Genomic DNA, 25184 nt, shown 5'->3' with positions numbered 1-25184 from the left:
AAGAGCGCCTGGGCCACAATCCTCCAGGCGCACACAGAGTCTCTGGGAACCATAACTGCAACGCGACCAACCTATCACGGATTCGGCCGAGCACCACCGTCTGCCGCAATTTCCGGTACGGAGACGATCAGCGCGGTCAGGCCGTCCACGTCGAGCAGGTCCGCCGGACGGACCGTGACCCCGTCCCGTACGTAGTGGAAGGCGGCGCCGACCCGCTCCACGGGCACACCGGCCAGCTCGGCCCAGGCCAGCCGGTAGACCGCCAGCTGCACGGCGGCCACGTCGGCGGCAGTGCCGGCGGGCTGCCGGCCGGTCTTCCAGTCGACCACGTCGAACCGCCCGCCCGGCCGGGCGAACACGGCGTCCATCCGCCCCCGGACCACCACGTCGGCGATCACTGTGGCGAAGGGCACCTCCACCTCGACCGGCACCCGGTCGGCCCACTCGCTGGCCAGGAAGCGCTCCTGGAGCTCGGCCAGCGCCTCGTCGGGCGCCGCGTCCGCGTCGGCCGCACCGGGCAGCTCGTCCAGGTCGAGCAGCCGGTCGGCACCGAAGCGCTGCTCCAGCCAGGTGTGGAAGGCGGTGCCCCGGCGGGCGTACGGGTTGGGCTCGGTGGGCACCGGGCGGCGCAGCGCGCGGGCCAGCGCCGCCGGATCGCGGCGCAGCGCCACCAGCTGGGTGACCGACAACTGGCCGGGCAGGGCCACCTCGATCGCGCCGGACTGCCGGGTCAGCTCGGCCCGCTCGGCGAGCAACAGATCGGCCTCCCGCCGCCACCGCGCCACGTCCGCGTCGCCCACCGACGGGTCCGCGCCCGCCCCGGCGGTGTCGTCGCCGCCGGCCAGCGGGTGGGCGGGCGTCTCGTCGTCGGACAGCGTCGGTTCGGCCGGGTCGTCGTCGGACAGCAGACGAGCCGCCGGGTCGTCGTCGGCCAGCAGACGAGCCGCCGGGTCGTCGTCGGACAGCGTCCGTTCGGCCGGGTCGCCGTCGGTGAGGAAGCGGCGGACCAGGGTGGCCGCCTCGGCCAGCGCCGGCCGGCGGGCGCCGAGCGGGTCGGCCGGCCACTCGGCGCGCAGCACCACCTCGGTCGTCGGGTTGACCGCGTCGCCCGGCGGCTCCGGCGCCCACTCGTCGACCAGGTGCCCCGCGCCCCCGTCCAGGCAGGCGTCGTGCACCTCCCGCAGCAGCACCGACGGGCCGCGCGGCCGTTTGGTGCCCTCCCCCCACCAGTAGCCGGAGCAGAGCAGCAGCCGCCGGGGGCGGGTCACCGCCACGTACGCCAGCCGGCGCTCCTCCCGCTCGTCGTGCGCCCGCCAGGCGTCGGTGAAGTCCTCCAGTGCCCGGGCCACCCCCCGCTGGTCCCCGGCCTCGGCCAGGCCCAGCTCGGGCAGCCCGTCGGCGTCGCCGCGCAGTGGGAACGGCAGCACGCCCAGCCCGCCGAGCCAGTGGTCGGAGTTGCGCACCGGGCCCGGCCAGACGCCCCGGCTCAGCCCCGCCACCGCCACCACGTCCCACTCCAGGCCCTTCGCGGCGTGCGCGGTGAGGATCTGCACCGCGCCCTCGACCACCTCCACCTCGCCCGGCGTGAGGCCGCGCTCCTCGTCCTCGGCGGCGGCCAGGTAGGCCAGGAACCCCGACAGGGTGGCCCCCGGCGTCTCCCCGCTGAACCGGGCGGCCACGTCGCCGAGCGCGTCCAGGTGGCCCCGGGCCAGGCCGGCGTCGCCGGCCCCGTCCCGGCCCGCCCGCACCGCCACCTCCACGTCCAGGCCGATCGTCCGCTCGATGTCCGCGATCAGCTCCGGCAGGGACTGGTCCAGCCGGTAGCGCAGCAGGCCCAGCTCCCGGGCGTACGCCCGCAGCCGCGCGTAGCCCTCCGCCGAGTACGCCTGCGCCGGGCCCAGGTCGGCCAGCGCCTCCACCAGGGTCGCCTCGTCGAGCAGGTCCGGGCTGATCTGCGGGGTGCCGTCGTCGGCGAGCCTGCGCCGGGCCGCCGCGATGGCCTTCGCCCGGCGGTGCAGGGCCACCAGGTCACGGGGGCCGATCCGCCAGCGCGCGCCGGTCAGCAGGCGCAGCAGCGCGGCCCCGTCCGTCGGGTCGGCCAGCACCCGCAGCGTGCACACCACGTCGCGCACCTCGGGGGTGTCCAGCAGGCCACCCAGGCCGACCACCTCGACGGGCAGGCCGCGCTCGCGCAGCGCCGACTCGATCGCCGGGATCTGGCTGCGCAGCCGTACGAGCACGGCGGTCGTGGGCCGCAGCGGCACCGGGATGTGCTCGGGCAGCGCGCCCGGCATCCCCGCCGCCCCCCGCCAGGCGTGCAGCACGCTGTCGGCGATCCAGTCGGCCTCGTCGGCGTACGTCCGCAGCAGGGCGCAGTGGACGGTGCCGGCGGCGGCGCCACGGGCGCTGCGGTGCGGGACCGGCTCCCGGACGCTCATCGCCGCGTGCAGCTCCGGCACCCGGGCGCCGGCGGCCCGCAGCGGGGTGGCCAGGGCGTTGGCGACGCCGAGGATCTCGGGCCGGTTGCGCCAGCTCGTGGTGAGGCTGAGCACCTCGGCCGGCGCGCCGTCGGGGCGGGCGAACTCCGTGGGGAAGCGGTCCAGGGTGCCGGCGCTCGCCCCGCGCCAGCCGTAGATCGACTGGCACGGGTCGCCGACCGCCGTCACCGGGTGCCCGCCGCCGAAGAGCGCGTTGAGCAGCACCACCTGGGCGTGGCTGGTGTCCTGGTACTCGTCGAGCAGCACCACCCGGAAGCGGTCCCGCTCGATCTCGCCGACGCCCGGGTGGTCCCGGGCCACCCGGGCCGCCCGGGCGAGCTGGTCGGCGAAGTCCATCGCCTCGAAGTCCTCCTTGCGCCGGGCGTACGCGCGCACCAGCGGAAGCAGCTTCAGGCGGGTCTGCTGGAGTTGCAGCGCCTTGCGCACGTCGGCGTAGACCCGGCCGGGCCGCGCCTGCACCTCGGCGAAGAAGCGGCCCGTCCACGCGGCCAGCGCGTCCGGGTCGACCAGGTGCTCGTCGAGCTCCCCGGCGAGCGCCAGCACCGCGTCGGTGACGGTGCTCGGCATCCGGTCCACCTCGGACATGTCGCCGTCGTAGTTGCGTACCAGCAGGTCGACCAACTGCCAGCGGGACGCCTCGGTGAGCAGCCGGGTGGACGGCTCGTAGCCGGCCCGCAGCCCGTGCTCGGTGACGATCCGGCCCGCGTACGAGTGGTAGGTGGAGACCGTCGGCTCCCCCGTCAGCGGGTCGTCGAGCGAGTCGCGCCCCCGCCGCCCCAGCCGCCGCACCAACTGGTCCAGCCGCGTACGCACCCGGTGCGCCAGCTCCCCGGCGGCCTTGCGGGTGAAGGTGAGCCCGAGCACCTGCTCCGGCCGCACGTACGAGTTGGCGACCAGCCAGACCACCCGCGCCGCCATCGTCTCGGTCTTGCCCGAGCCGGCGCCCGCGACCACCAGCAGCGGCTCCACGGGGGCCGCGATGATCGCCGCCTGCTCCCGGGTCGGCGCGGGCAGCCGCAGCAGCTTCGCCAGCTCCACCGGCGTGTACCGGGGACCGGCGTCGGCGACCCGGGGCGCCGGGGTCGCGCCGCTGAACAGGGCGGGCTGCGTCACTGAGTCATCTCAGTTCGCGACTGCGGGGCTCGCAAGCTCACTCCTCACGCTCACGGGCGCTCCGGCGGGCGGGCGGTCGGCGGCTCGACCACCTGGCGGCCCTGCCCGGAGACCGGGCAGCTCGTCCGCACCGGGCAGACCCGGCACTTCGAGTTGGCGACGGCGGCGAAGGTGGCGGCAGCCATCGTATCGGCGGTGCGCCGCACCAGCGCGGTCGCCCAACCGGCCTCCGGGCCCTCCCCGGCCGGCGGTTGGCTCTGCTCCTTCGCGTCCTTCGCACCCGTGCCGAGCTGCACCAGCGCCGCCCCGCCGGACTCCTCGCCGAAGTCGGCGAAGGCGCCCGCCTCCACCGCCGCCTGGTAGGCGCCGAGCTGCGGGTGCTCGGCGAGGTCGTGGGCCGTGACCGCCGTGGACTTGCCGGTCTTCAGGTCGATCACGACCAGCCGGCCGTCCTCGTCGACCTCCAGCCGGTCCACCCGGCCGGCCAGCTCGACCGGCCGCTGCGGGTCGTCGAGGCGTACGGCGAACTCGTGCTCGATGGCGAGCAGCCGGCGCGGGTTGGCGGCCAGCCAGCGCAGCAGCTTGTCCACCATCGCCTCGGCGCGGCTGCGTTCCGGCCCGACCATCCAGCGGGCGGCCAGCTCGATCGCGTCGAACCGGGCGGCGACGTAGTCCAGGAGCGCCCCACGGTCGGCGCTGGCGTCCTCGGCGAGCATCGCGGCGGCGTGCACCAGGTTGCCGACCCCCTGGGCCGCGCTGGCCGGCGGGCTGCCGCCGTGCCGCTCCAGCAGCCAGCGCAGGCTGCACCGCAGCGCGCTCTCCATCGCCGACGGGGTGACCCGGACCGGCGCCCCCTCGTCGACCAGCGGGCGGTCGTCGGAGAGCTGCCGCAGCCCCCACCAGTCGTCCGGGTGCGCGCCGGCCACCCCGGCGGCGGCGAGCCGGGCCAGCTCGGCGGCCGCCGCCTGCCGCCGGGCGTACGGCGCGGCGGGGTCGCTGACGGCCGTACGCAGCTCCGCCACCAGCGCCGGCAGGGTCAGCGCCCGGGGCGGCCGGCTCACCGGCAACGCGCCCGGCCGGTCCGGTTCCTCGTCGGCGTCGGCGCCCCCTCCGCCGCCCGGCCGCTGCGGCGCGTCCCGATCGGGCCGGGCCGGGTCGGGGCCGTCAGGGCCGTCGCCGGGCGGCGGAGGGCCGTCGCCCGGGGAGGGCGGGGCGGGCGGGTCGGTCGGGCCCAGCTCGTAGAGGAAGCGGCTCGGCTGCTCCTCGTGGTCGTCGCCGCCGACCGCGGCGGAGGCGACCGCGCTGACCAGCAACCGTCGTCGGGCCCGGGTGACCGCGACGTGGAACAACCGCCGCTCTTCGTCGAGCAGCGCCGAGCTCTGCCCGACCAGGGTGGCCACCACGCCGGCCCCGGCCGTCCGGCCGGCGAGCACGTCGACCAGACGCTCCGAGCCGAGCAGGCTGCCGCGCAGCCGCAGGTCGGGCCAGACGCCCTCCTGCACCCCGGCGACCGCCACGAGATCCCACTCCAGGCCCTTCGCGGCGTGGGCGGTGAGCAGGCGCACCGCCTCCCCCCGGTCGGCGGTCGGGGCGAGGGTGTCGGCCGGCAGGTCCTGCGCGAGGACGTGGTCGAGGAAGACCTCCGTACGCGCGCCGGGCAGCCGGTCGGTGAAGCGGGCCGCCGCGTCGAACAGCACCATCACGGCGTCGAGGTCGCGGTCGGCCGCCTCGGCGCGGCGACGCCGCGCGACGTCGCCCTCGCCGGCCACCGTCTGGCCCCGGCCGGTCGCCGCCGACCACAGCTCGGCGAGCCCGCTGGCCCGCCAGACCGCCCAGAGCACGTCCTCGGCGGTGGCCCCGGCCCGCTCGGCGGCCTCCCGGGCGACGGCCAGCAGGCCGGCCACCGTCTGCGCCGGCTCCGCCCAGTGCCGCTCGATCCCGGCCAGCTCGGCCGGATCGCGCAGCGCCTGCACGATCAGCTCGCCGGAGGGCCGCCGGTCGCCGCCGGCCAGCGCCAGGGCCCGCAGCCCCTGCCGCAGCCGCCGCTCGGCCAGCGGATCGGCGCCGCCGAGCGGCGAGTGCAGCAGGGCCACGGCGGCCTCCTCGTCGAGCCGCTCGGGCTCCAGGACGCAGCGCAGCAGGAGCAGCAGCGGCGCGACCGCCGGTTGCAGGTGCAGCGGCAGGTCCTCGCCGTGCACGACGGTGGGCACCCCGGCGGCGTGCAGGGCGCGTTGCAGCGAGGGCAACTGCCGCCCGGTGGAGCGCACCAGCACGGCCATCTCCGACCACGGCACGCCGCCGAGCAGGTGCGCCTCGCGCAGCGCGTGCGCCAGCCAGGCCGCCTCGCTGGTGGCCGAGCGGAAGGTGCGTACCTCCACCGCGCCGGGCGGCGCTTCGGGCAGCGGGTGCAGCCGGCGGTGCGCCGCCGGGCCGCGCAGCCGCCGCGCCAGCCGACCCGACGCGGCGAGCAGCCGGGCACCGGCCCGGTAGGAGGTGGTGAGCACCACCTGGGCCGCGGGTGCTCCGGAGGCGGTGCGGAACCGGTGCGGGAACGTGGTCACCCCCGCCGGGTCCGCGCCACGGAAGGCGTACGTGGACGAATCCGGGTCGGCGAACGCGACCAGGGGCTTACCGCCGCCGGCCACCGTCGCGAGCAGGTCCTGCTGGGCCGGGTCGGTGTCGGCCAGCTCGTCGACGTAGACGTACGCCAGCCGCCGGCGCTCGGCCGCGAGCAGCTCGGGATCGTCGAGCAGCATCCCGGTGGCGGCCCGCACCAGCTCGGCCGGGTCGTACGCGACGGAGCCCCGGTTGCTGACGTCGCGCAGGGCGAGCACGGCCACGTATTCCCGCAGGAAGCGGGCGGCGGCGGGCCAGTCGGCGCGGCCGAGCTTCTCGCCCAGCCGGGCCAGCTCGACGGGGCCCACGCCCCGCTCGGCGGCGCGCATCAGCAGGTCGCGCAGCTGCGCCGCGAAGGCCCGGGTGCGCAGCGCGGGGCGCAGGTCCTCCGGCCAGCCGACCGGGTCGTCGTCGGGTTCCTCGCCGACCACGTCGAGCAGCTCACGGATGATCAGATCCTGTTCCGGGCCGGTGAGCAGCCGGGGCGACGGCTCGCCGCGCTCGGCCGCAGCCCGGCGCAGCAGCCCGAAGGCGTACGCCGGAAGGGTGCGCACCAGCGGCTCGCGCAGCACGCGGTGGCCGTCCTCGGCGACCCGGGCCTCGATCCGCTGGCGTAGCGCGGTGGCGGCCCGACGGCCGAAGGTGAGCACCAGGATCCGCTCCGGGTCGACGCCCTCGGCCACCCGGGCGGCGACCGCCTCGACCAGCGTGGCGGTCTTGCCCGTGCCGGGACCGCCGAGCACCAGCATCGGCCCGTCGGTGTGCGCCACGATCTCGGCCTGGTGCGGATCGGTCAGCCGCGCCGCCGCCCGCCGCGCGCCCGCGGGCTCTCCGGAGCGCCGCTCGTCCCCGGTCGACCCCTCGGAGCGCCGCTCGTCCCCGGTCGGTCCCTCGGACCGACCGTCCCCCCGAGCCGGCCCGCCGGGCCGCTGGTCCCCCCGGACCGCCTCGGCAGGCCGGCGCACCAACCGGTACGCCTGCATCCGCCCATCCCACCACGTCGGTACGACACCCCCGCCCCGCCACCCCGCCCTCTTCCGGCGCGGGGCACGGGGGCGGGTGGGGTGGGATCAGGTCAGCTGGCGTTCCATGGCGTCCAGGGCGGCGGGGACCGTGTCGGTCACGGTGAGCAGGCCCAGGCCGGCGGGCTTGAGGAAGGTCTGGTCGGCCAGCGCGCCCAGCCAGTCGAGCACCGGGCGGTAGAAACCGTCGGTGTCGACCAGCACCATCGGCTTGGCGTGCAGGGCGAGGGTGGCGGTCGTCCAGACCTCGAACAGCTCGTCGAGGGTGCCGAGCCCGCCCGGCAGGGTGAGGAACGCGTCCGACTTGTCGATCATGACGGTCTTGCGGCTGGCCATCGAGTCGGTGATCAGCAGCTCGTCCGACGCCAGGTCGGCGACCTCCAGGTCGACCAGCGACTGCGGGATCACCCCGACCGTCCGACCGCCGGCGGCCCGTGCCCCGTCCGCCAGCGCGCCCATCATGCCGACGCACCCGCCGCCGCTGACGAGCGTGTGCCCGCGCCGGGCGATCTCCGCGCCCGTCTCGGCCGCGAGGTCCAGCCAGCGCTGGTCGAGCGTACGGGAGGAGGCGCAGAACACGCAGATCGCCGCCATCAGCGCTCCCGCCTCTCGTCGCCCGCCTCGGCGGCGGCCTGCTGGTCGGCGGCGGTCACGGCGACGGCCTCCTCGCGGACCGCCTCCTGCTCGACGTTGAGCGCGGCCTCGGCCTCCACGATGTGCCGGACGGCCGCGTCGACGTCGTCGGTCACGCGAATCAGGTCCAGGTCGACCGGACCGATCTTGCCGTCGGCCGCCATCGTGCCGCGCAGCCAGTCGAGCAGGCCGCTCCAGTAGTCCGCGCCCATCAGCACCACGGGGAAGCGGGTGACCTTGCCGGTCTGCACCAGCGTCAGCGCCTCGAAGAGCTCGTCCATGGTGCCGAACCCGCCGGGCAGCACGACGAACGCCTGGGCGTACTTGACGAACATGGTCTTGCGGGCGAAGAAGTAGCGGAAGTCGATGGCCAGGTCGACCCAGTCGTTGAGGCCCTGCTCGAAGGGGAGCTCGATACCGAGACCGACCGAGAGCCCTCCGGCCTCGCTGGCGCCCCGGTTGGCCGCCTCCATCACGCCCGGCCCGCCGCCGGTGATCACCGCGTAGCCGGCCCGGGCCAGGGCGGCACCCAGCGCCTCGGCCAGCTGGCACTCCGGGCTCTCCGGCCGGCTGCGGGCGGAGCCGAACACGCTGACCGCCGGGGGCAGGTCGGCGAGGGTGTCGAAGCCCTCGACGAACTCGGAGAGGATGCGCAGCGCCCGCCAGGCGTCCTTGGTCTTCCAGTCGCTCCGCCCCCGCGAATCGAGCAGGCGCTGATCGGCCGTGCTACTCGTGATCGCCTGCCGACGCAGCGTCACGGCCCCCCGGTGCCGTTCCTGTCCCGGCTCGCGGCCGGACTCCCGCCCGTTGCTCTGACCCATGGGAGCCACCGTAGTGGAGCGGCACCCGCCAGGTGCGGGCACCACGAGCCGGACCTGCGCCGACCGGCGGAGGCGGCTCTCGGGCGACGCTCGGCGGCGCGGAGGACGACGACGACGCTGCCGCGGCGACGACCGGAAATAATTTCCGATCTTGGGCAACTAATTCGGTCGCCCGGACGTCTTACTATTCACATACCGGGTATGCCCCGGCGCGCGCCTTCGGGGGAGGAGTCAGCGTGATCAGCAACAGCGAGATGATCCGGATCCGGCGGCAGATGCAGCGCCGCATCCGCGACGTGGTGGCCGAGCGCCGCCGCGCCCGCCTGATGGAACCGTCCACCGATCAGGGCGGCCAGACCGACGCCCGGCCCACCGCCGAGGCGTCCACCACCGTCTGACCCGCACCGGCAGCACCGTGAGCGGAGGGTCCGCGTCGTCCGACGCGGACCCTCCGTCCGTGCGAGGAGTTCACCCGCCCGGGCGTCAGGCGGAGGCGAGCCAGCGGTGCAGCGTGGCGGCGCCGTCCCGGATCTTGCTGATCTCGACGTGCTCGTCCGGGTGGTGGGCCAGGTTCGGGTCGCCGGGGCCGAAGTTCAGCGCCGGGATGCCCATCGCGGCGAACCGGGCCACGTCCGTCCAGCCCAGCTTGCCGATCGGCTTCGCGCCCACCGCCGCCACGAACTCCTTGGCGGGTGCCGCCTCCAGGCCGGGCGGGGCGCCGGCGGCCGAGTCCGTGACCCGCACGTCGAAGCCGGCGAAGACCTCGCGCAGGTGCGCCTCGGCCTCGGCCGGGGTCCGGTCCGGCGCGAAGCGGTAGTTGACCTCGACCTCGCACCGGTCGGGCACCACGTTGCCGGCCACGCCGCCGTGGATGCGGACCGCGTTCATCCCCTCGCGGTAGTCGCAGCCGTCGATGGTGACCCGCCGCGCCTCGTAGTTGGCCAGCCGGTCGAGCACCTCGCCGGCCGCGTGGATCGCGTTCACGCCGTGCCAGGAGCGGGCAGAGTGGGCGCGTACGCCGGTGGTGGTGACGACCGAGCGCATGGTGCCCTGGCACCCGGCCTCGACGATGCCGTACGTCGGCTCCAGCAGCAGCGCGAAGTCCGCCTCCAGCCACTCCGGGTGCGCCTCGGCGACCAGGAAGAGGCCGTTGTACTTCGACTCGATCTCCTCCGCCTCGTAGAAGAAGTACGTCACGTCGTAGCGCGGGTCGGGCAGGCTCACGGCCAGGTGCAGCGCGTACGCCACCCCGGACTTCATGTCCGAGGTGCCGCAGCCGTACATCAGGTCGCCGCGCATGGTCGACGGGAAGTTGTTGTTCAGCGGCACCGTGTCCAGGTGACCGGCGAGCACCACCCGCTGGTCGCGGCCCAGGTCGGTCCGGGCCATCACCGTGTTGCCGTGCCGGTACGTGGTCAGGTGCGGTACGCCCCGCAGCACCTGCTCCACGCAGTCGGCGATCGCCTTCTCGTTGAGGGACACGGACTCCATGTCGACCAGCGCTCGGGTCAGCGCCACCGGATCGGCCAGGACCTCGGGGGTCAGCGGGTTCTCCATGGTTCGCACGGTACCGTCAGGTCGGGCGCGTGAGGAGCGAGCGTTCCGGGCGGCCGGCGTCAGAGCGCGCGTCGCGCGGGGCACCTGGTGACCCGCCCGCCCGGCAGCCACGAACGAGAGGTGAATCAGTGACGTCCGAATCCGCCTGGGGCATCGGCCTGGCCACCGTGACCGCTGACGACCAGGTGCTCGACACCTGGTACCCGACCGGCAAGCTGGGCCTCGGCGAGCTGCCGCTGGTCGCCGGCGAGGACGAGGCGGACGTGCTGGACCTGCCGCCGGGAGCGGTTGGCGACCGGGCGCTGCCCGGGCTGCGTACCGTCCAGGTGGTCACCGTGATCGGCTCGCTGGACGACCCGATCAAGGACGCCGCCGACGCGTACCTGCGGCTGCACCTGCTCTCCCACCGCCTGGTGCGACCCAACGAGCTCAACCTCGACGGCATCTTCGGCAAGCTGGCGAACGTGGCCTGGACCTCCGCCGGGCCGTGCCCCCCGGAGCGCGTCGACGAGCTGCGCGTCATCGAGCGGGCCGCCGGCCGCCACCTGGCCGTGTACGGGGTGGACAAGTTCCCCCGGATGACCGACTACGTGGTGCCGTCGGGCGTGCGGATCGCCGACGCCGACCGGGTGCGGCTCGGCGCGCACCTGGCGGCCGGCACCACGGTCATGCACGAGGGCTTCTGCAACTTCAACGCCGGCACGCTCGGCACCTCGATGGTCGAGGGACGGATCGTGCAGGGCGTGGTGGTCGGCGATGGCTCCGACGTCGGCGGCGGCGCCTCGATCATGGGCACCCTCTCCGGCGGCGGCACCGACAAGGTCCGCATCGGCGAGCGCAGCCTGATCGGCGCGAACGCCGGCGTGGGCATCTCGCTCGGCGACGACTGCAAGGTGGAGGCCGGCTGCTACGTCACCGCCGCCTCCAAGATCACCCTGCCGGACGGTCGGGTCGTCAAGGCCCGCGAGCTGTCCGGGGTGGACGGCCTGCTGTTCTGGCGCAACTCCGTCACCGGCGCGCTGGAGGCGAAGCCGCGCACCGGCCGGGGCATCGAGCTGAACGCCGCGCTGCACGCCAACGACTGACGGTCGCCCCGCCGGGTCCGCGGTCGGCCGCGGACCCGGCGGGGGGTACGCCTCAGCGCAGGCGGTACGCCTGGATCACGCGCTGGGTGACCGTGTTGCCGGCGGTGTCCCGGGCGGTGGCCCGCAGCGAGGCGTGTCCGGCGCTGGCGGGGTGCCGCACGGTGGCCGTCCAGCCGTCTCCGCCGGGGCGGACCCGGGCCGGCTGCCAGGTCTTGCCGCCGTCGTAGGAGACGTCGACGGTCAGCGCGGCGACCCGGGCCGAGGGCGCGCCCGGCTGCCGCTGCACCTCGACCGGGATCACGAAGCTCCGGCCCACCGGGGCGGCGTTGTCCCGGTCCAGCCGGGGCGCGAACCGGATCGCCGACGCCGGCAGCGCGACCGGGTCGTCCCCGCCGACGTGCCGCGACCGGAACGTCCACGTGGCCGCCACCTCGGTGGCGAGGTCGGTGAAGCTCCGCTTCGACAGCACCTCCAGCCGGTAGTCGGCCGCGCCCGACGGCACGTCGAACCCGCCGTACGCCCCCTCGGGCGTCTCCCCGACCAGCACGCCGTTGCGGTAGAGGGCGGTGCGGGCGGTGTCGGCGAGCGAGCCTCCCGCGTGCCCCTCGGCGTCGCTGTACAGCGGCAGGCCCACCTCGATGCGGTCGCCCTGCCGGGTGATCCCCGCCACCGGGAACGACGGCCCGTACGGCGCGCTGTTCCAGCTCTCCCGGTAGTGCCGCCCGGGGCGCAGGGTGCGCGCCTCGGAGAAGAGGATCGCCTTGAGGTCGGCCCAGCCCTCGTCGGTCGGCACCCCGAAGTCCAGCTCGGAGTACCAGCGCACGCCCCGCGTGTTGTAGTGCTCGACCCGCTGCCCCGGCGTGGCGGTACGCAGGCCGACCGCCCAGCCGCCGACGTCGGGCTCGCGCTGCGGGAAGACCAGGCGGTCGGTGACCAGCCCCGGGCTGCCGCCGTTGAACCGGTGGGTGACCGTGGCCAGGTCCTTCGTGCGGTAGTGCCGGACGAAGCCGGTCGGCATCCGGCCCGGCACGCCCTCGCTGAGGGCGTAGAGGTAGGGGCTGCTCGCCGCTTCCAGGTCGGCCCACTGGCTGCTGACCGTGGCGACGAACCGCTCACCGGAAGCGGGTTGCCCGAGCCCGAGGGTGTGCAGGCCCTCGAAGTCGGAGCCCAGCATTCCGAAGGTGTAGCTGCCCGTCTCGGCGAGGAAGATCGCCTCGGTGACGACGAGCGCCGGGGTGGCCGAGCGCTGCGGGACGCTCATCCGGACCGGCTTGCCCCGGCGGGCGTCGAGGGTGATCCGGGTGTCCCCGGCGACCACCAGCTCCGGCTGGACGATCTGGGTGAGCGCGGTGACCTCCTCGCCGGCCACGTCGTACACGAAGCTGACCAGCCCGTAGCGGCCCTTGGGGACCCGCAGCTCGGCGGTGCCGTCCGGGTCGTACAGGTCGTACGGGTTCAGCTCGTCCAGCGAGACCAGCGTGGTGCCGTGCTCGCCAGCGAGCGCGCCGGCCCGGTTCAGGTGCCGGGCGGTCACCGTGTAGCTCTCCACCTCCCGGTGCACGGCCACGGGGGTCGTGGCCACCACCGTGCCGCCGGAGCGGGCCACGATCCGGCCGGTGTAGTGACCGTCCGGGCCGTCGACCCGGGTGTCGGCGGTGATCGTGGCGCTCGCCGTGCCGCCGCCCGGCACGCTGATCCGGCTCGCACCGAGGGTGAACATGCCCGCCGGGGCCGGCCCGCCGTCCGGGCCGGTCGCCTCGACGGTCAGCTCCAGGTCGGTCGCGGCGCCGTCGTTGCGCCAGGTCACGGTGCGGGTGATCGGGGTGTCGTCGTGGTGCGGCCAGAGTGCCCGTCCGAGCGACACGCTCGGCGGGTTGCTGGTCACCGTCTGCCGGACCGCGCTGGCCAGGTCGACCCGCCCGGCCCCCTGCTCGTACGCGGTCAGCTCGGGGTTCGGCTTCGCCGAGGACATCAGGAGGGCCTTGAGCCGGTCGGCCTTCCAGTCGGCGTGCTGCTGGGCCAGCAGCGCCGCCGCGCCGGTGACGTGCGGGGCGGCCATCGAGGTGCCGGAGAGCGAGACGTACCCGTCGCCGGCCGGCTCGCCGATCACGCCGTCACGGCTGCGCGCCGCCACGATGTCCACCCCGGGGGCGGTGATGTCGGGCTTGAGCGCGTCGTCACCGGTGCGGGGGCCACGGCTGGAGAAGTCGGCGAGGCTGTCGTCCCGGTCGACGGCGCCCACCGAGAGGGCGGCGTCGGCGGTGCTGGGGGAACTGACCGGCGCGAACCGGCCGGAGTTGCCGGCGCTGATCACGAAGAGGGCGCCGGTCTGCGCGGTGAGCGTGTTGACGGCCTCCTCCAGCGGGTCGACCTCCGGGGTGTCGAAGCCACCGAGGCTGAGGTTGACCACGTCGGCCCGCTGCTCGACCGCGGCCCACTGCATGCCGGCGAGGATCGCCGACTCGGTGCAGCCGTACGTCTCGCAGACCTTGCCGTCGAGCAGCGTCGCGTCGGGGGCGACGCCCCGGAGGCGACCGCCGGAGGCGGCGCCGCTGCCGGCGACGATCGAGGCCACGTGGGTGCCGTGCCCGACCACGTCGCCCGCCGCGGACTCCTCGGTGAAGTTGCGCACCTCGGCCACCCGACCGGTCAGGTCGGGGTGCGTGGCGTCGATCCCCGTGTCCAGCACGGCGACCCGCACGCCCCGGCCGGTGAATCCGGCCCGGTGGGCCTCCGGCGCGCCGATCTGGGGCACGCTGCGGTCGAGCGTGAGCTGACGCCGGCCGTCGAGCCAGATCCGGTCGGCGCCCCCTGCCGCGCCGACGCGTGCACCGGCGGCGGTGACCGCCGCCCAGACCTCCGCGGCGCGACGCTTGCTCGCCGTGGCGGCGAGGCCGCCGACGGCGGGCAGCTCGCGGGTGACCGTCACCCCGCCGGGCACGGCCGAGCGCCGGGCCGCCCCGCTGCCGCCCGTGATCAGCAGGGGCAGGTGGTCGCGCCGGGCGTCGTCGTAGCCGGCGGCGACCAGCTCGGTGACGTCGAACAGCCGCCGGTCGACCCGCCCCTCGCGGATCGGCGCCACGGCGTCCTCGGGCACCACCGAGAGGTGGCCCCGGTCGCGTCGGGTGAGGAAGCGGACGTCCGCACGCCCGGGCGCGGGGCGCACGCTGACGCGGGAGCCGGTGACGGTGACCCGGTCGCCGGTGAGCAGGGTGACGGTGACCGGGCGGCTGCCGGTGCCCGCCGCCGGGGCCGACGCGGCCGGGACGGGACGGGTGGCCGGATCGGCGGGCGCCTGGGCGACGGCCATGCCGGGGGTACCGAGCACCACGCCGAGCACCAGACCGAGACCGACCAGTTTTCTTCTTCGCTGCAACGGATCCTCCTCGTCGGGCGTTACTACCTGTAGGGATGGATGCATTGACAGTCATCAGGATTGCATACCGGGTATGCACAATGAAGACACGAAGATGACGGACCAGCCAACGATCGGGCCCCGTCATCGGGGATGATCGGCCGGTGACCTCCATGAAGGAACGCATGCTGGCCGGCGAGCCCTACATCGCCGAGGGCCCGGAGATCGCCGCCGACCTGGACCGGGCGACGCGGCTGATGGAACGCTTCAACGGCAGCCCCGCCGCCGACCCCGAGGCCCGGCTCGCCGCCCTGCGCGACCTGCTCGGCGAGGTGGGCGAGGGCACCCACGTCCGGCCCCCGCTGTACGTCGACTACGGCCGGTACGTCCGGATCGGACCACGCAGCTTCGTCAACTTCAACGCGGTCTTCCTCGACGTCGCCCCCATCACCATCGGCGCCGACGTCCAGATCGGACCGAACGTGCAACTGCTCACCCCCACCCACCCCGTCGAGCCCGGGCCCCGCCGCGACAAGTGGGAGGCGGCCAAGCCGATCACCATCGGCGACAACGTCTGGCTCGGCGGCGGGGCCATCGTGCTCGCCGGCGTCACCATCGGCGAGAACACCGTCGTCGGCGCGGGCGCCGTGGTGACCAGGGACCTGCCGGCGAACGTCGTCGCCGTGGGTAACCCCGCCCGGGTCGTACGACAGCTCGACTGACCACGATCAAGCCCACCACCTGCACAAACATCCTCCAACCCCTGGCATTTCACACCCGGCACCCGGCACTGTGGGTGGTGACGTCGTCACCAGGGGGCGCGGATGGTCGGTCGGGTTCTCGAACTGCGCGTGCACGGGGTCTCCAACACGCCCCCGGGCCAGATCCTCGGCCTGCGTCCGGCCCCCGGCCAGGACGCGCCCCCACCGCCGTGGCTCGTCGCGGGCGGCCCGGTCACCGGCTTCTACCGCTCCCCCGCCGCCGAGCCCGGTGCCCCGGTCGTCGTCGAGGCGTACAGCTGGGGGCAGTTGACCTCCGGCGCACGCACCGCGCGCGACCTCGAACGCGCACTGTGGACGCTGCTGCTCCCGTTCACGCTGGCCAACGTCGCGCTGCACGCCCGGCCGTCCGTCCCGGCCGACCCCGGCACCGAACGCTGGCACAGCACCTCGGGGATCGCGGCCTGGCTCATCCGGCTGTTCTGCCTGAGCCTCACCGGCACCCTCACCCTCACCCTCACCGCCGTCGGAGTCGACCTCGTGGGCTGGCAGTGCGTCGACCAGGACTGCCTGCGCCGGATCCCGGGCCCCTGGGAGTTCCTGGGACGGGGCTGGTGGAGCGAGGGCACCAGACCGATGGCCGTCGGCCTGATCGTGCCCCTCGGCGCACTGGCCCTGCTCGGCCTGGTGAGCTGGCGCACCTACCAGTACGAGGCACAGATGCCGGCCGAACCGGTGCCCCCACCGAGGGCTCCGCGGCCCGCCGACGCGCCGCCGGACGGACCGCAGCAACCCGAGGCGGGCCCGGCCGCGCCGGACCCACCCCCCGACCCGCCCGGAAACCCGTTGCAGGACCGCACCTTCTGGATCGGCGAGGGCCAACTGCGCAGGGGCGCCGTGCTGCACCTGTGCACCGGCGTGGTCGCCGCCGCCGCCGTACCGCTGGGGGTGGTCCTCGCCCTGGACCCACCCCGGGGCGCGCGGGCGGTCGTCGCCTGGTCCACCGTGGCGGCCCTCGCCGCAGTCGTGGTCGTCGCGGTCGTGGCCCTCGCCGGACCCGGCCTGACGCGGCGCGCGGGGGCCACCCCGCTCGGCCGGTGGAGCATCACGGTCGCCGCGCTCACCGGGTTCGGGCTGGCCGGCACGGTGCTGATCCTGCTGCTGCCCGACGGCCCCGCCGGTACGCCCCTGGCCGACCTGCGCCCGGCCCCCGGCTGCGCCCGCACCGGCGCGCCGGCCTGCCCGGCCGACCGGTCGCTGCCCGGGCTGAACTGGATCGTCGCGTGGCTGGGCACGGGACAGTTGCTGCTGCTGATCGCGATCGGCGCGGTGGCCCGGTCCGGGCGGCGGGCGCTGGTCGCGCCCGCGGCGGCCGCCCTGCTGCTCGTTCCCGGGTTCGTCTGGTTCACCGGGGGGCTGCCCGGGCTGCCGCCCGCGCCCGCCGCGCTGGAGTTCTGGGCGGTCGTCGTCCTGATCGTCGCCCTGGCCGCCACCGGGCTGCTGCTGCCGCGCGTCCCGGTGCCGCTCGGGCGACAACCCCTGGGGCCCCACACCGACCTGGCCTGGGGCGGGCGCGCGCCAGCGCTCCTCGCCGGCTTCGGCTGGATGCTCTGCGTCTCGTACAGCGCCGGGCTGCTCTACTGGGTCACCGGCCGGCTCAACGGCGGCCCGGCCACGGGCGGGTCCTCCCCCGTCGCGCCCCCGGTTCCGGTGCTGTGGGCCGGGCTCGTCTTCGCCGCCGCCCTGCTCGCGCTCGCCGCCACCGTCGTCCGGGCCGGGCTGCTCTACCTGCGCCTGCGCCGCCACGAGTACGCGGAGGCGACGGCACGCACCGGCGCCCCCCTCTCCGCGCACGAGCTGCGGCGCTGCCGCGACGTCGCCGCCTGGCGCGCGCTGCACCGACTGGTCGGCGAACACGCCGTACGGCTGGTCGGCTGCTACGCAGCCGTGTCGCTCGTGCTGGCGACCCTCTCCTGCGCCGCCCTGCTCACCCACAGCCCACCGCACCCCACGGTGGCGACCGGCGGCGCGGCGGTGGTCGAATGGATCTCCGAGCTGGGCGGGCGGCTGCTCGGCTGGCTGCCGGTGCTGATCGCCACGGTGGGCATGCTCGTCTACCGCAACGACGTCGTCCGCCGCTCGGTGGGCGTGGTCTGGGACGTGGGCACCTTCTGGCCCCGGACGGCGCACCCGCTGGCCCCGCCCAGCTACGCCGAGCGGGCCGTACCCGAGTTGCAGACCCGCGTCGCCGGACTGCTGGCGCTCCCCGAGCACGACCCCCGGGGCGTGGACGGGATCATCCTCTCCGGGCACAGCCAGGGCACGGTGATCTGCGCGGCGGTGCTCCTGCAACTGCCGGCCCGCGTACGCCGGCGGATCTGGTTCTTCTCGTACGGCTGCCAGCTGACCCGGCTCTACGGGCGGGTCTTCCCCGGCTACTTCGGCCCGGACCGGCTGCCCGTGCTCGCCGACGCGCTGACCCCGCCCGGCGACAAGGTCCGCTGGACCAACTTCTGGCGCGACACCGACCCGCTCGGCTGGCCGGTCACCGCCGGGGAACGGGACCTGCCCGTACGCGACCCGGAGGCGCTGTACCCCAGCGACGGGGAGGTGGCGGACCCCCCGATCCGCAACCACAGCGGCTACCCCGAGGCGCCGGAGTTCCACCGGGAACGCTCGCGGGTGGCGTGGCTGCTGCGCCGGGGCGTCCCGGCACCCCGGCCCGGCTCCGGCTGACCCCGCTGAGCGTGGATCCTCGTCAGGGCGTCGGCGGCGGCTCGGCGAGGCGGACGACCAGGTCGGCGCGGTGCGCGGTGCCGGCCACCAGGGCGGCGTTGGCCTCGTCGCTGCCCGTCGCCCACGCCCGGGCCTGTTCCGGCGACCGCCCGTACGCCTCGTGCCGGGCGGTCAGCCGGCGCAGCCGCAGCTCGGCGTCCAGGTCGAGGAACCACGCCTCGTGCAGCAGCTGCCGCACCTCGTCCCAGGGGGTCGCGTCCACCAGCAGGTAGTTGCCCTCGGTGACCACCAGCCGCACCGACGGCGGCACCTCGATCGAGCCGGCCACCGGCTCCTCCAGGTCCCGGCGGAACGCCGGCACGTAGACCGCCGTCGGCTCCAGCCGGCGCAGGCGGCGCAGCGCCGACACGTAGCCGTTGGCGTCGAAGGTGTCCACGGCACCCTTGCGCTCCGCCCGGCGCAGGCGGCGCAGCTCGGCCTGGGCGAGATGGAAGCCGTCCATCGGCACCAGCCGGGCCGTCGGGCCGACCGCCTCGACGATCCGCTCCGCCAGCGTCGACTTGCCCGCGCCGGGCGGCCCGGCGATGCCGAGCAGCTGCCGCGGGCCGGCCTCGGCGAGGGCGCGCGCCCGTGCCACCAGCTCGTCGGTCCCGACGACCCGGGCGGCGGCCATCAGCCGAGGACCGGCTCGCTGATCGCGAACCGGGCGTGCACCGCGGCGTGCACGGTCTGCGGCTGCGGGTCGAGCTCCAGCTCCGGCGGAGCGCTCTCCGTGCCGTCGGCCGCGTACGCCATCCGGCTCATCATCGGCTGCTCCGCCGCGCCCGCGTCGGCCAGCTCGATCAGGGCGGTGACCCGGGCGCCGAGGGCCTCCGCGTACTCGCGGGCCCGCAGCAGGGCGTCGGCGAGCGCGGCGTGCCGGGCCTCCCGGTGGGCCGGGCTGCCCGGCCGCAGCGCCCACCACGGCCCGGCCACCTCGATCTGGTCCTGGTCGGCCAGGCGCAGCATCAGCTCGCCGAGCGCGGTGAAGTCGCTGACCGTCACGGTGGTGGTGACGCTGCCGCTGTACGCCACCACCCGCTCGCCGGAGCGCCGGGTCTCCGGCCGTACCCGCAGCTCGCCGGTCTCCCGCCGGTCGATGCCGGTGCCCTCGCCGTCGAGCAGCACCCGGACGGCGGCGGCCCGCTCGGCCAGCCGGGTCAGGGTGGCCTCCCGGTCGCGGTCGCGCGCCCTGGCGGTCACCGAGAACCGGGCGATCTCCGGAGCCACCTCCCGGTACGCCTCGCCGCGCACCGCCACCACCGGCCCGTCCACCATGCCCTCACCCTAACCGCGCACCCACCGACCCGCCCGTCGTCCGGAGCACGCCGGAGCCGGTCGCGGGTCAGGCCGGCGCGGTGCCCGCCGGGGCGTGCGCGGTGTAGGAGACCGTGCCGGCCGCGACCCGGCAGGCGCTCAGGTGCCCACCGCCCGCGCCCAGCCGCCGCAGCCAGGCGACCTCGGCGGCGTGGTCGCCGCCCGCCGGGAACACCCGTACGGAGGTGTCGAACGGGCGGGCGAGCAGCGCGGAGCGGGTCGCCTCGGCCTCGGCGTACAGGGCGGTGAGGGAGGCGGCGTCGCCGGCCCGCAGCGCGCCCGCCAGCCGGTCGAGGAAGGCCGTGACCCCGGCCAGGCCGTCCAGCACCCGGTCGCGGTTGCCGAGCAGCATGCTGGCGGTACGCGCGGCCGGGGTGCCGGCGACGCGGGTGCCGTCGCGGAAGCTGCCGGCGGCGAGCGCGAGGACCGCGTCGCGCAGGGCGGCGTGCCGGGCCGCCCCCGCCAGCGCCCCGGCGAGCAGGTGCGGCACATGGGAGGCGAGCGCGGCGGCCTCGTCGTGCTCCTGCGGGGACATCGGCACCACCCGGGCGCGGAACACGTCGACGACCAGGGCCGCGAGCCACCGGAAAGCGGCCGTCGCCGGACCGTCGGACGGGCAGAGCACCCAGGCGGCGGAGTCGAGCAGCGCGGCCGTGGCGGAGGTGAGCCCGGCGGAGTCCGCGCCGGCCATCGGGTGACCGGGCACGAACCGGTCGACGAGGCCGTGCCGGGTGGCGAAGGCCGCCAGCTCTGCCTTCGTGCTGCCGACGTCCGTCAGTACGCAGTCGGGCGGGGCCGCCCGGGCGACCCGCAGCAGGGTGTCCGCGAGGGTGGGCAGCGGGCCGCAGAGCAGCACCACGCGGCGCCCGGCCACCGCCTCGTCGAGCGTCTCCGGGGCCTCGACGCCCTGCCGCCGGGCGTGCCGGCGGGTCGCCGGGTCCGGGTCCCAACCGGCGACGTCCAGGCCGGCCGCCCGCAGCCGGAGCAGGACGGAACCGCCGATCAGGCCGGTGCCCACGACCGCCGCCCGGACCCCGGCCCAGCGCCCGGCCGGGTCCGGCGCCGACGCGTCGGTCGTCATCGCGCTCAGGCGCGCAGCCGGCCGGCGACCGCCGCCACGTGCTCGTCGGACTCGGTCAGCGCCACCCGCACGTGCTGCCGACCGCCCGGGCCGTAGAAGACGCCGGCGGCCGCGAGGATGCCCCGCCGGGCCAGCCAGTCGACCGTCTCCCAGCAGTCCTCGCCCCGGGTCAGCCAGAGGTAGAGCCCGGCCTCGGAGTGCTCGACGGTGAAGCCCGCGCCGGTGAACGCGGCGTGCAGGACCTCGCGCCGGGCCCGGTAGCGCTGCCGCTGCTCGTCGGCGTGCCGCTCGTCGCGCAGCGCGGCCACCATCGCCGCCTGCACCGGCGCCGGCACGATCATCCCGGCGTGCTTGCGGACCTTGAGCAGCTCCGCCACCAGCGCCGGGTCGCCCGCCACGAAGCCCGCCCGGTAGCCGGCCAGGTTGGACCGCTTGGAGAGCGAGTGCACGGCCAGCACCCCGTCGTACGAGCCGCCGCAGACCTCGGGCGAGAGCACCGAGACGGGCTCGGCGGACCAGCCCAGCGGCAGGTAGCACTCGTCGCTGGCGACCACCGCGCCGCGCTCCCGGGCCCAGTCGACCACCTTGCGCAGGTGGGCCGCCGGCAGCACCCGGCCCGTCGGGTTGCCGGGCGAGTTGACCCAGACCAGGCGTACGCGTGGGGTGGGGCCGACGGCCGTCAGCGAGTCGGCGCGTACGACGGTGGCACCGGCGAGGCGCACCCCGTCCTCGTACGTCGGGTAGGCGATCGAGGGCACCACGACGACGTCGCCGGGGCCGATCCCGAGCAGGGTCGGCAGCCAGGCGACGAGTTCCTTCGAACCGATCGTCGGCAGCACGCCGAGGCCGTTGACGCCGGCGCCGCAGGCCCGCGCGACCCAGGCCGCGATCGTGTCGCGCAGCACCGGCGTCCCGGCGGTCAGCGGGTAGCCGGGGGCGTCGGCCGCGTCGGCCAGCGCCCGCTTGATCACCTCGGGCACCGGGTCGACCGGCGTACCCATGGAGAGGTTGATCAGGCCCTCAGGATGCGCCGCGGCCAGGGCGGCCGCGGCGTCCAGGGTGTCCCAGGTGAACTCCGGCAGCCGTGACGAGACCGGCGCGGGCCGGTTCAGTGGCCCTCACCGCGCGGCGGCTGCGCGGCGACGAACGTCGCGTCCTTCTCCACCTTGCCGATCTTCGAGGCGCCACCGGGCGAGCCCAGGTCCTCGAAGAACTCGTAGTTGGCGCCGGTGTAGTCCTTCCACTGCTCCGGCACGTCGTCCTCGTAGAAGATCGCCTCGACCGGGCAGACCGGCTCACAGGCACCACAGTCGACGCACTCGTCGGGGTGGATGTAGAGCATCCGGTTGCCCTCGTAAATGCAGTCGACCGGGCATTCCTCGATGCAAGCCTTGTCGAGCACATCCACGCACGGTTCGGCGATGATGTAGGTCACCGGTCTTCTCCTCCGCAAGACACGCCGCGATCACCCGCGACGGTAAGAGCCTAGTATCTCGCCGGGGAGGGGGTCGATCGTGCTCCGACAGCAGGATGTGGGACACCGGATCGTGGTTCGCCGGATCGTGGGCATCCGCGAGGGCCGGCCGCTCTTCTCGGACGCCCTCGGCGAGTTGGTCGAGCTGAGTGAGACCCACCTCACACTCGCTACCGCGCAGGGTCGGCTCCGGGTCCCGGTGGCCGAGGTGCACCGGGCCAAGCGGGTACCGCCGACCCGCCGGCCCACCGCCGCGGCGGTGGTCGAGCTGGAACTGGCCGCCGACGAGGCCTGGCCCGCCGCCGTACGGGGTCGACTCGGCGACTGGCGGCTGCGCGCCGCCGACGGCTGGACCGGCCGGGCCAACTCGGCGCTGCCCGTGGGCGACCCGGACCGGCCTCTGCCCGCCGCGCTCGACGCGGTGGAGCGCTGGTACACCGACCTCGGGCAGCCGCCGATGGTCAACACCCCGCTGCCGCTCGCCGCGCCGGTCGGCGCGGAACTGGACGCCCGTGGCTGGGTCGTCCGGCCGCCCGTACTGGTGCAGACCGTGCCGCTGGCCGGGCTGCCGCCGGCCGCGCCGGAGCACGCCGGGGCGCCGCCGGTCGCGCTGGCCACCGCGCCGTCGGACGACTGGCTCACCGTCGCCGCCGGCCGCAAGGGCGGGCTACCGGACGCCGCCCGGCACGTGCTCACCGCCGTGGACCAGGTCCGCTTCGCCCACGTGTACGCCGACGGCGCGCTGCTCGCCATCGGCCGGGGCACGGTCACCGGGCCGGGACGCTGGCTCGGGCTCAGCCTGATCGAGGTGCTGCCCGAGGCGAGGCGGCAGGGCCTGGCGGGTCGGATCATCCGCGCCCTCGTCGACTGGGGCGCCGCAGCCGGCGCCTCGCGCGCCTTCCTCCAGGTCGAGCAGCGCAACACCCCGGCCGTGGCCCTCTACCGCTCCCTCGGCTTCACCACCCACCACACCTACCTGACCCGCACCCCACCCCCCTGACCCACCCGGGGCCCTGCCCCGCGCCCTCCCGCCACCTGACGTCGTCGATCATGAACTTATTGCCCCCGGAAAGCGCGTTCCAGGGCGCTAACTTCATGATCGACCTCGCGGCGGGGGACGGGGGCGCGGGGGTGGGGGGCCGGGGGTGGGGGTGGGGGTGGGGGGCCGGCGCGGGGTGGGTGGTCAGCGGCGGACTACGCGGCGGGGCTTGCTGGCCCGGAGTTCGGCGTAGCGCTTGAGGGACTGGGAGCGGTGGTCGAGGCCGAGCGCCGTGAGCAGCAGGTAGCCGAGCAGCACGCCCACGCCGGCCGCCGCGAGGTAGAGCCAGATCTGGGCGAAGAAGGTGCCGGCGCCCCCGCCGAACGGGTTGTCACCGACCAGCAGCGGCCCCACCAGCACCGTCAGCAGCAGGGCGACCCCGACCGCGGCGGCCATGTCCGCACCCCAGGCGGCCACCGGCCGACGCCTGCCCCAGACGAAGGCGACCGCGGCCAGGACCAGCCCGATCACCATGAACATCCCCAGCGACACCCGGTCGGCGGCGGTGTCGTCGCCGTCGAAGCCGAACCGGGTGACCAGCCGGGCGACCACGTTGACCGCGAACAGCGCGACCGCGAGAACCGCCGTCCCGCGCCACCGCTCACTCATCGCACGCCTCCCGCCGTACCGCCCGCCCCGGCGGCGGGCCTCCTGGCAGGAATGTCTACCACCGGAACCTGTGCGGCGTCAGTCCCCCGAAGGGACCGGCGGCGGCGCCAGGATCTGCCGGAAACCCATCACCGCGAAGGTCATCGCGCCGGCCACGATCATCGCCAGGCCGACCCAGTTGTCGCCGGAGACCAGCAGGTCCCCCTCGGCGGTACGCACCGCCGCCACCGCCATCAGGACGAACCAGGGGGTCGCGGGCAGCGCCACCGCCCACCGGCGGCCGACGGCCTCGTGCGCGAACCAGCTCAGCGCGATGTTCGCGCCGATGGCGACCAGCACCGAGACGCCGATCAGTTGGCCGCCGACCCGGAGCGTGGCCAACAGCAGCTCCAGCACCGCGGTGAGCGTCCCGCCGAGGACGGCGATCAGCCCGCCGGCCACCCGCAGGGCGAGGTCGAGCAGCCGCCGGGACCGCCCGGGCGGCGGCGCGGCGGTCTCCTCCGGGGCGGCCGACATCGCGACGGGCAGGGTCACCGGAGACCGGCCGCCGCGACCGGGGACCGGTCCGGGCCGTCGGCGACGTCGAGCCCGGCGAAGAGGTCGTCCTCCCAGCCGTACGGGCCGCTGCCCGGCCCTTTCTCCCCCACCGCGAGGGTGTAGTACTCCACGCCCATGAACTCGCTGCCGAAGTTGCCGGCGATCGAGTAGAGCCAGGAGGCGTCGGGGATCTGGGTGGCGTGCGCGCGCATCGCCGCCTCCTTGGCGGCGTGCTGCTCGGTGGCGTCGATCCGGGCGGCGATCTGCGCGTCCGGGGTGCCGAAGGGCAGCTCGGAGATGTCCTGGATGCCGGCGAAGGGGTTGTCGGCCGCCTCGGCGAAGTGGGTCAGGCCGGCCTCCAGCACGCTGAGCGGCATCGCGGTCCAGTAGACCTTCGCCGGGGCGAAGCCCTCCGCGCCGGCCAGCTCGTACGCGCGCATCGCGACCCGGTGCGCCTGGATGTGGTCCGGGTGGCCGTAGAAGCCGTTGTCGTCGTAGGTGACCATGACCTGCGGGCGTACCTCCCGCATGATCTCCACCAGGTGCCCGGCGGCCTCGTCGAGGTCGGCCTGCCAGAAGGCCCGGGGGTGCTCGTTGGTGGCGAGGCCCATCATGCCGGAGTCGCGGTAGCGGCCGGCGCCGCCGAGGAAGCGGTGGTCGGTGACGCCGAGCGCGGCGCAGGCGGCGTTCAGCTCGGCGATCCGCCAGCCGCCGAGCTGGTCGGCCTCGGCCGCGGCGAGCTGGGCCAGCGCCGGTACGTGGATCTCGCCCTCCTCACCGAGGGTGCAGGTCACCAGGGTGACGTGGGCGCCGGCGGCGGCGTAGTGCGCCATCGTCGAGCCGGTGCCGATGGACTCGTCGTCGGGGTGCGCGTGGACCAGCAGGAGGCGGCGGTCAGGCAGCGTCGTCACGCCGGTCACTCTATCCGGCGGT

At 75.6% G+C, this 25184-nt stretch carries 19 protein-coding genes; 5 read left to right on the top strand and 14 right to left on the bottom strand.

The window, feature by feature from the left end:
* Positions 1-74: 74 nt before the first annotated feature.
* The 4 genes from GA0070610_RS02530 to GA0070610_RS02515 all read right to left on the bottom strand — a co-directional run bounded on the left by GA0070610_RS02530 (position 75) and on the right by GA0070610_RS02515 (position 8703).
* Positions 75-3611 carry an ATP-dependent helicase gene (locus GA0070610_RS02530; protein ID WP_088998531.1) on the bottom strand — a complete coding sequence of 1179 codons (3537 nt, stop codon included), beginning with the start codon at positions 3609-3611 and terminating at the stop codon, positions 75-77.
* A gap of 50 nt (positions 3612-3661) precedes the next feature.
* Positions 3662-7210: an ATP-dependent helicase gene (locus GA0070610_RS02525; RefSeq protein ID WP_088998530.1), complete on the bottom strand. Its 3549-nt coding sequence runs from the start codon at positions 7208-7210 to the stop codon at positions 3662-3664.
* 87 nt (positions 7211-7297) lie between these two features.
* Positions 7298-7843, bottom strand: coding sequence for an LOG family protein (locus GA0070610_RS02520; protein WP_088998529.1), 546 nt, complete (start codon positions 7841-7843; stop codon positions 7298-7300).
* Positions 7843-8703 (bottom strand): LOG family protein, encoded by an 861-nt coding sequence (locus GA0070610_RS02515; protein WP_088998528.1) that lies wholly within the window; start codon positions 8701-8703, stop codon positions 7843-7845. The genes GA0070610_RS02520 and GA0070610_RS02515 overlap by 1 nt, the downstream gene beginning before the upstream one ends.
* Before the next feature lie 236 nt (positions 8704-8939).
* On the opposite strand from GA0070610_RS02515, the gene GA0070610_RS30800 reads away from it, so the two are divergent.
* Positions 8940-9101 (top strand): hypothetical protein, encoded by a 162-nt coding sequence (locus GA0070610_RS30800; protein ID WP_172896355.1) that lies wholly within the window; start codon positions 8940-8942, stop codon positions 9099-9101.
* Positions 9102-9186: 85 nt separating this feature from the next.
* Here the strand turns inward: GA0070610_RS30800 and dapE are convergent, their stop codons facing one another.
* Entirely contained in the window at positions 9187-10260 is a 1074-nt protein-coding gene (gene dapE, locus GA0070610_RS02510) for a succinyl-diaminopimelate desuccinylase (protein ID WP_088998527.1), read from the bottom strand.
* Positions 10261-10388: 128 nt separating this feature from the next.
* On the opposite strand from dapE, the gene dapD reads away from it, so the two are divergent.
* Complete coding sequence (dapD, locus tag GA0070610_RS02505; RefSeq protein WP_088998526.1) at positions 10389-11345, top strand: 2,3,4,5-tetrahydropyridine-2,6-dicarboxylate N-succinyltransferase; 957 nt, start codon at positions 10389-10391, stop codon at positions 11343-11345.
* 52 nt (positions 11346-11397) lie between these two features.
* Here dapD and GA0070610_RS02500 read toward each other — a convergent pair whose 3' ends face one another.
* Positions 11398-14766: a S8 family serine peptidase gene (locus GA0070610_RS02500; protein WP_088998525.1), complete on the bottom strand. Its 3369-nt coding sequence runs from the start codon at positions 14764-14766 to the stop codon at positions 11398-11400.
* 98 nt (positions 14767-14864) lie between these two features.
* On the opposite strand from GA0070610_RS02500, the gene GA0070610_RS02495 reads away from it, so the two are divergent.
* Positions 14865-15422 carry a sugar O-acetyltransferase gene (locus tag GA0070610_RS02495; RefSeq protein WP_088998524.1) on the top strand — a complete coding sequence of 186 codons (558 nt, stop codon included), beginning with the start codon at positions 14865-14867 and terminating at the stop codon, positions 15420-15422.
* A 102-nt stretch (positions 15423-15524) separates the two neighbouring features.
* Complete coding sequence (locus tag GA0070610_RS02490; RefSeq protein ID WP_088998523.1) at positions 15525-18155, top strand: hypothetical protein; 2631 nt, start codon at positions 15525-15527, stop codon at positions 18153-18155.
* 22 nt (positions 18156-18177) lie between these two features.
* Here GA0070610_RS02490 and GA0070610_RS02485 read toward each other — a convergent pair whose 3' ends face one another.
* The 5 genes from GA0070610_RS02485 to fdxA all read right to left on the bottom strand — a co-directional run bounded on the left by GA0070610_RS02485 (position 18178) and on the right by fdxA (position 22027).
* Positions 18178-18828: a nucleoside/nucleotide kinase family protein gene (locus tag GA0070610_RS02485; RefSeq protein WP_088998522.1), complete on the bottom strand. Its 651-nt coding sequence runs from the start codon at positions 18826-18828 to the stop codon at positions 18178-18180.
* Positions 18828-19472, bottom strand: a complete 645-nt coding sequence (locus tag GA0070610_RS02480; RefSeq protein ID WP_088998521.1) for an SIMPL domain-containing protein — start codon at positions 19470-19472, stop codon at positions 18828-18830. The genes GA0070610_RS02485 and GA0070610_RS02480 overlap by 1 nt, the downstream gene beginning before the upstream one ends.
* A gap of 67 nt (positions 19473-19539) precedes the next feature.
* On the bottom strand, positions 19540-20592 hold the full coding sequence (locus GA0070610_RS02475) for a prephenate dehydrogenase (protein ID WP_088998520.1): 1053 nt from the start codon (positions 20590-20592) through the stop codon (positions 19540-19542).
* Between the two features lie 5 nt (positions 20593-20597).
* Positions 20598-21704, bottom strand: a complete 1107-nt coding sequence (dapC, locus tag GA0070610_RS02470; RefSeq protein ID WP_088998519.1) for a succinyldiaminopimelate transaminase — start codon at positions 21702-21704, stop codon at positions 20598-20600.
* Positions 21701-22027 (bottom strand): ferredoxin, encoded by a 327-nt coding sequence (gene fdxA / locus GA0070610_RS02465; protein ID WP_007464872.1) that lies wholly within the window; start codon positions 22025-22027, stop codon positions 21701-21703. Before fdxA ends, dapC begins: the two co-directional genes overlap by 4 nt.
* Positions 22028-22106: 79 nt before the next feature.
* On the opposite strand from fdxA, the gene GA0070610_RS02460 reads away from it, so the two are divergent.
* Complete coding sequence (locus GA0070610_RS02460; RefSeq protein WP_088998518.1) at positions 22107-23066, top strand: GNAT family N-acetyltransferase; 960 nt, start codon at positions 22107-22109, stop codon at positions 23064-23066.
* A 183-nt stretch (positions 23067-23249) separates the two neighbouring features.
* Here the strand turns inward: GA0070610_RS02460 and GA0070610_RS02455 are convergent, their stop codons facing one another.
* The 3 genes from GA0070610_RS02455 to mshB all read right to left on the bottom strand — a co-directional run bounded on the left by GA0070610_RS02455 (position 23250) and on the right by mshB (position 25171).
* The gene (locus GA0070610_RS02455) at positions 23250-23714 is read right to left on the bottom strand and encodes a hypothetical protein (protein WP_088998517.1); all 465 of its coding nucleotides are present in this window, start codon (positions 23712-23714) and stop codon (positions 23250-23252) included.
* Positions 23715-23792: 78 nt separating this feature from the next.
* Positions 23793-24230, bottom strand: coding sequence for a hypothetical protein (locus GA0070610_RS02450; protein WP_089003213.1), 438 nt, complete (start codon positions 24228-24230; stop codon positions 23793-23795).
* Between the two features lie 14 nt (positions 24231-24244).
* Positions 24245-25171, bottom strand: coding sequence for an N-acetyl-1-D-myo-inositol-2-amino-2-deoxy-alpha-D-glucopyranoside deacetylase (gene mshB / locus GA0070610_RS02445; RefSeq protein ID WP_088998516.1), 927 nt, complete (start codon positions 25169-25171; stop codon positions 24245-24247).
* Positions 25172-25184 lie beyond the last annotated feature (13 nt).

It is taken from the genome of Micromonospora echinofusca (assembly GCF_900091445.1).
In the GTDB taxonomy this organism is placed as follows: Bacteria; Actinomycetota; Actinomycetes; order Mycobacteriales; family Micromonosporaceae; genus Micromonospora; species Micromonospora echinofusca.
This window is presented reverse-complemented; position numbering and strand designations above follow the sequence as displayed.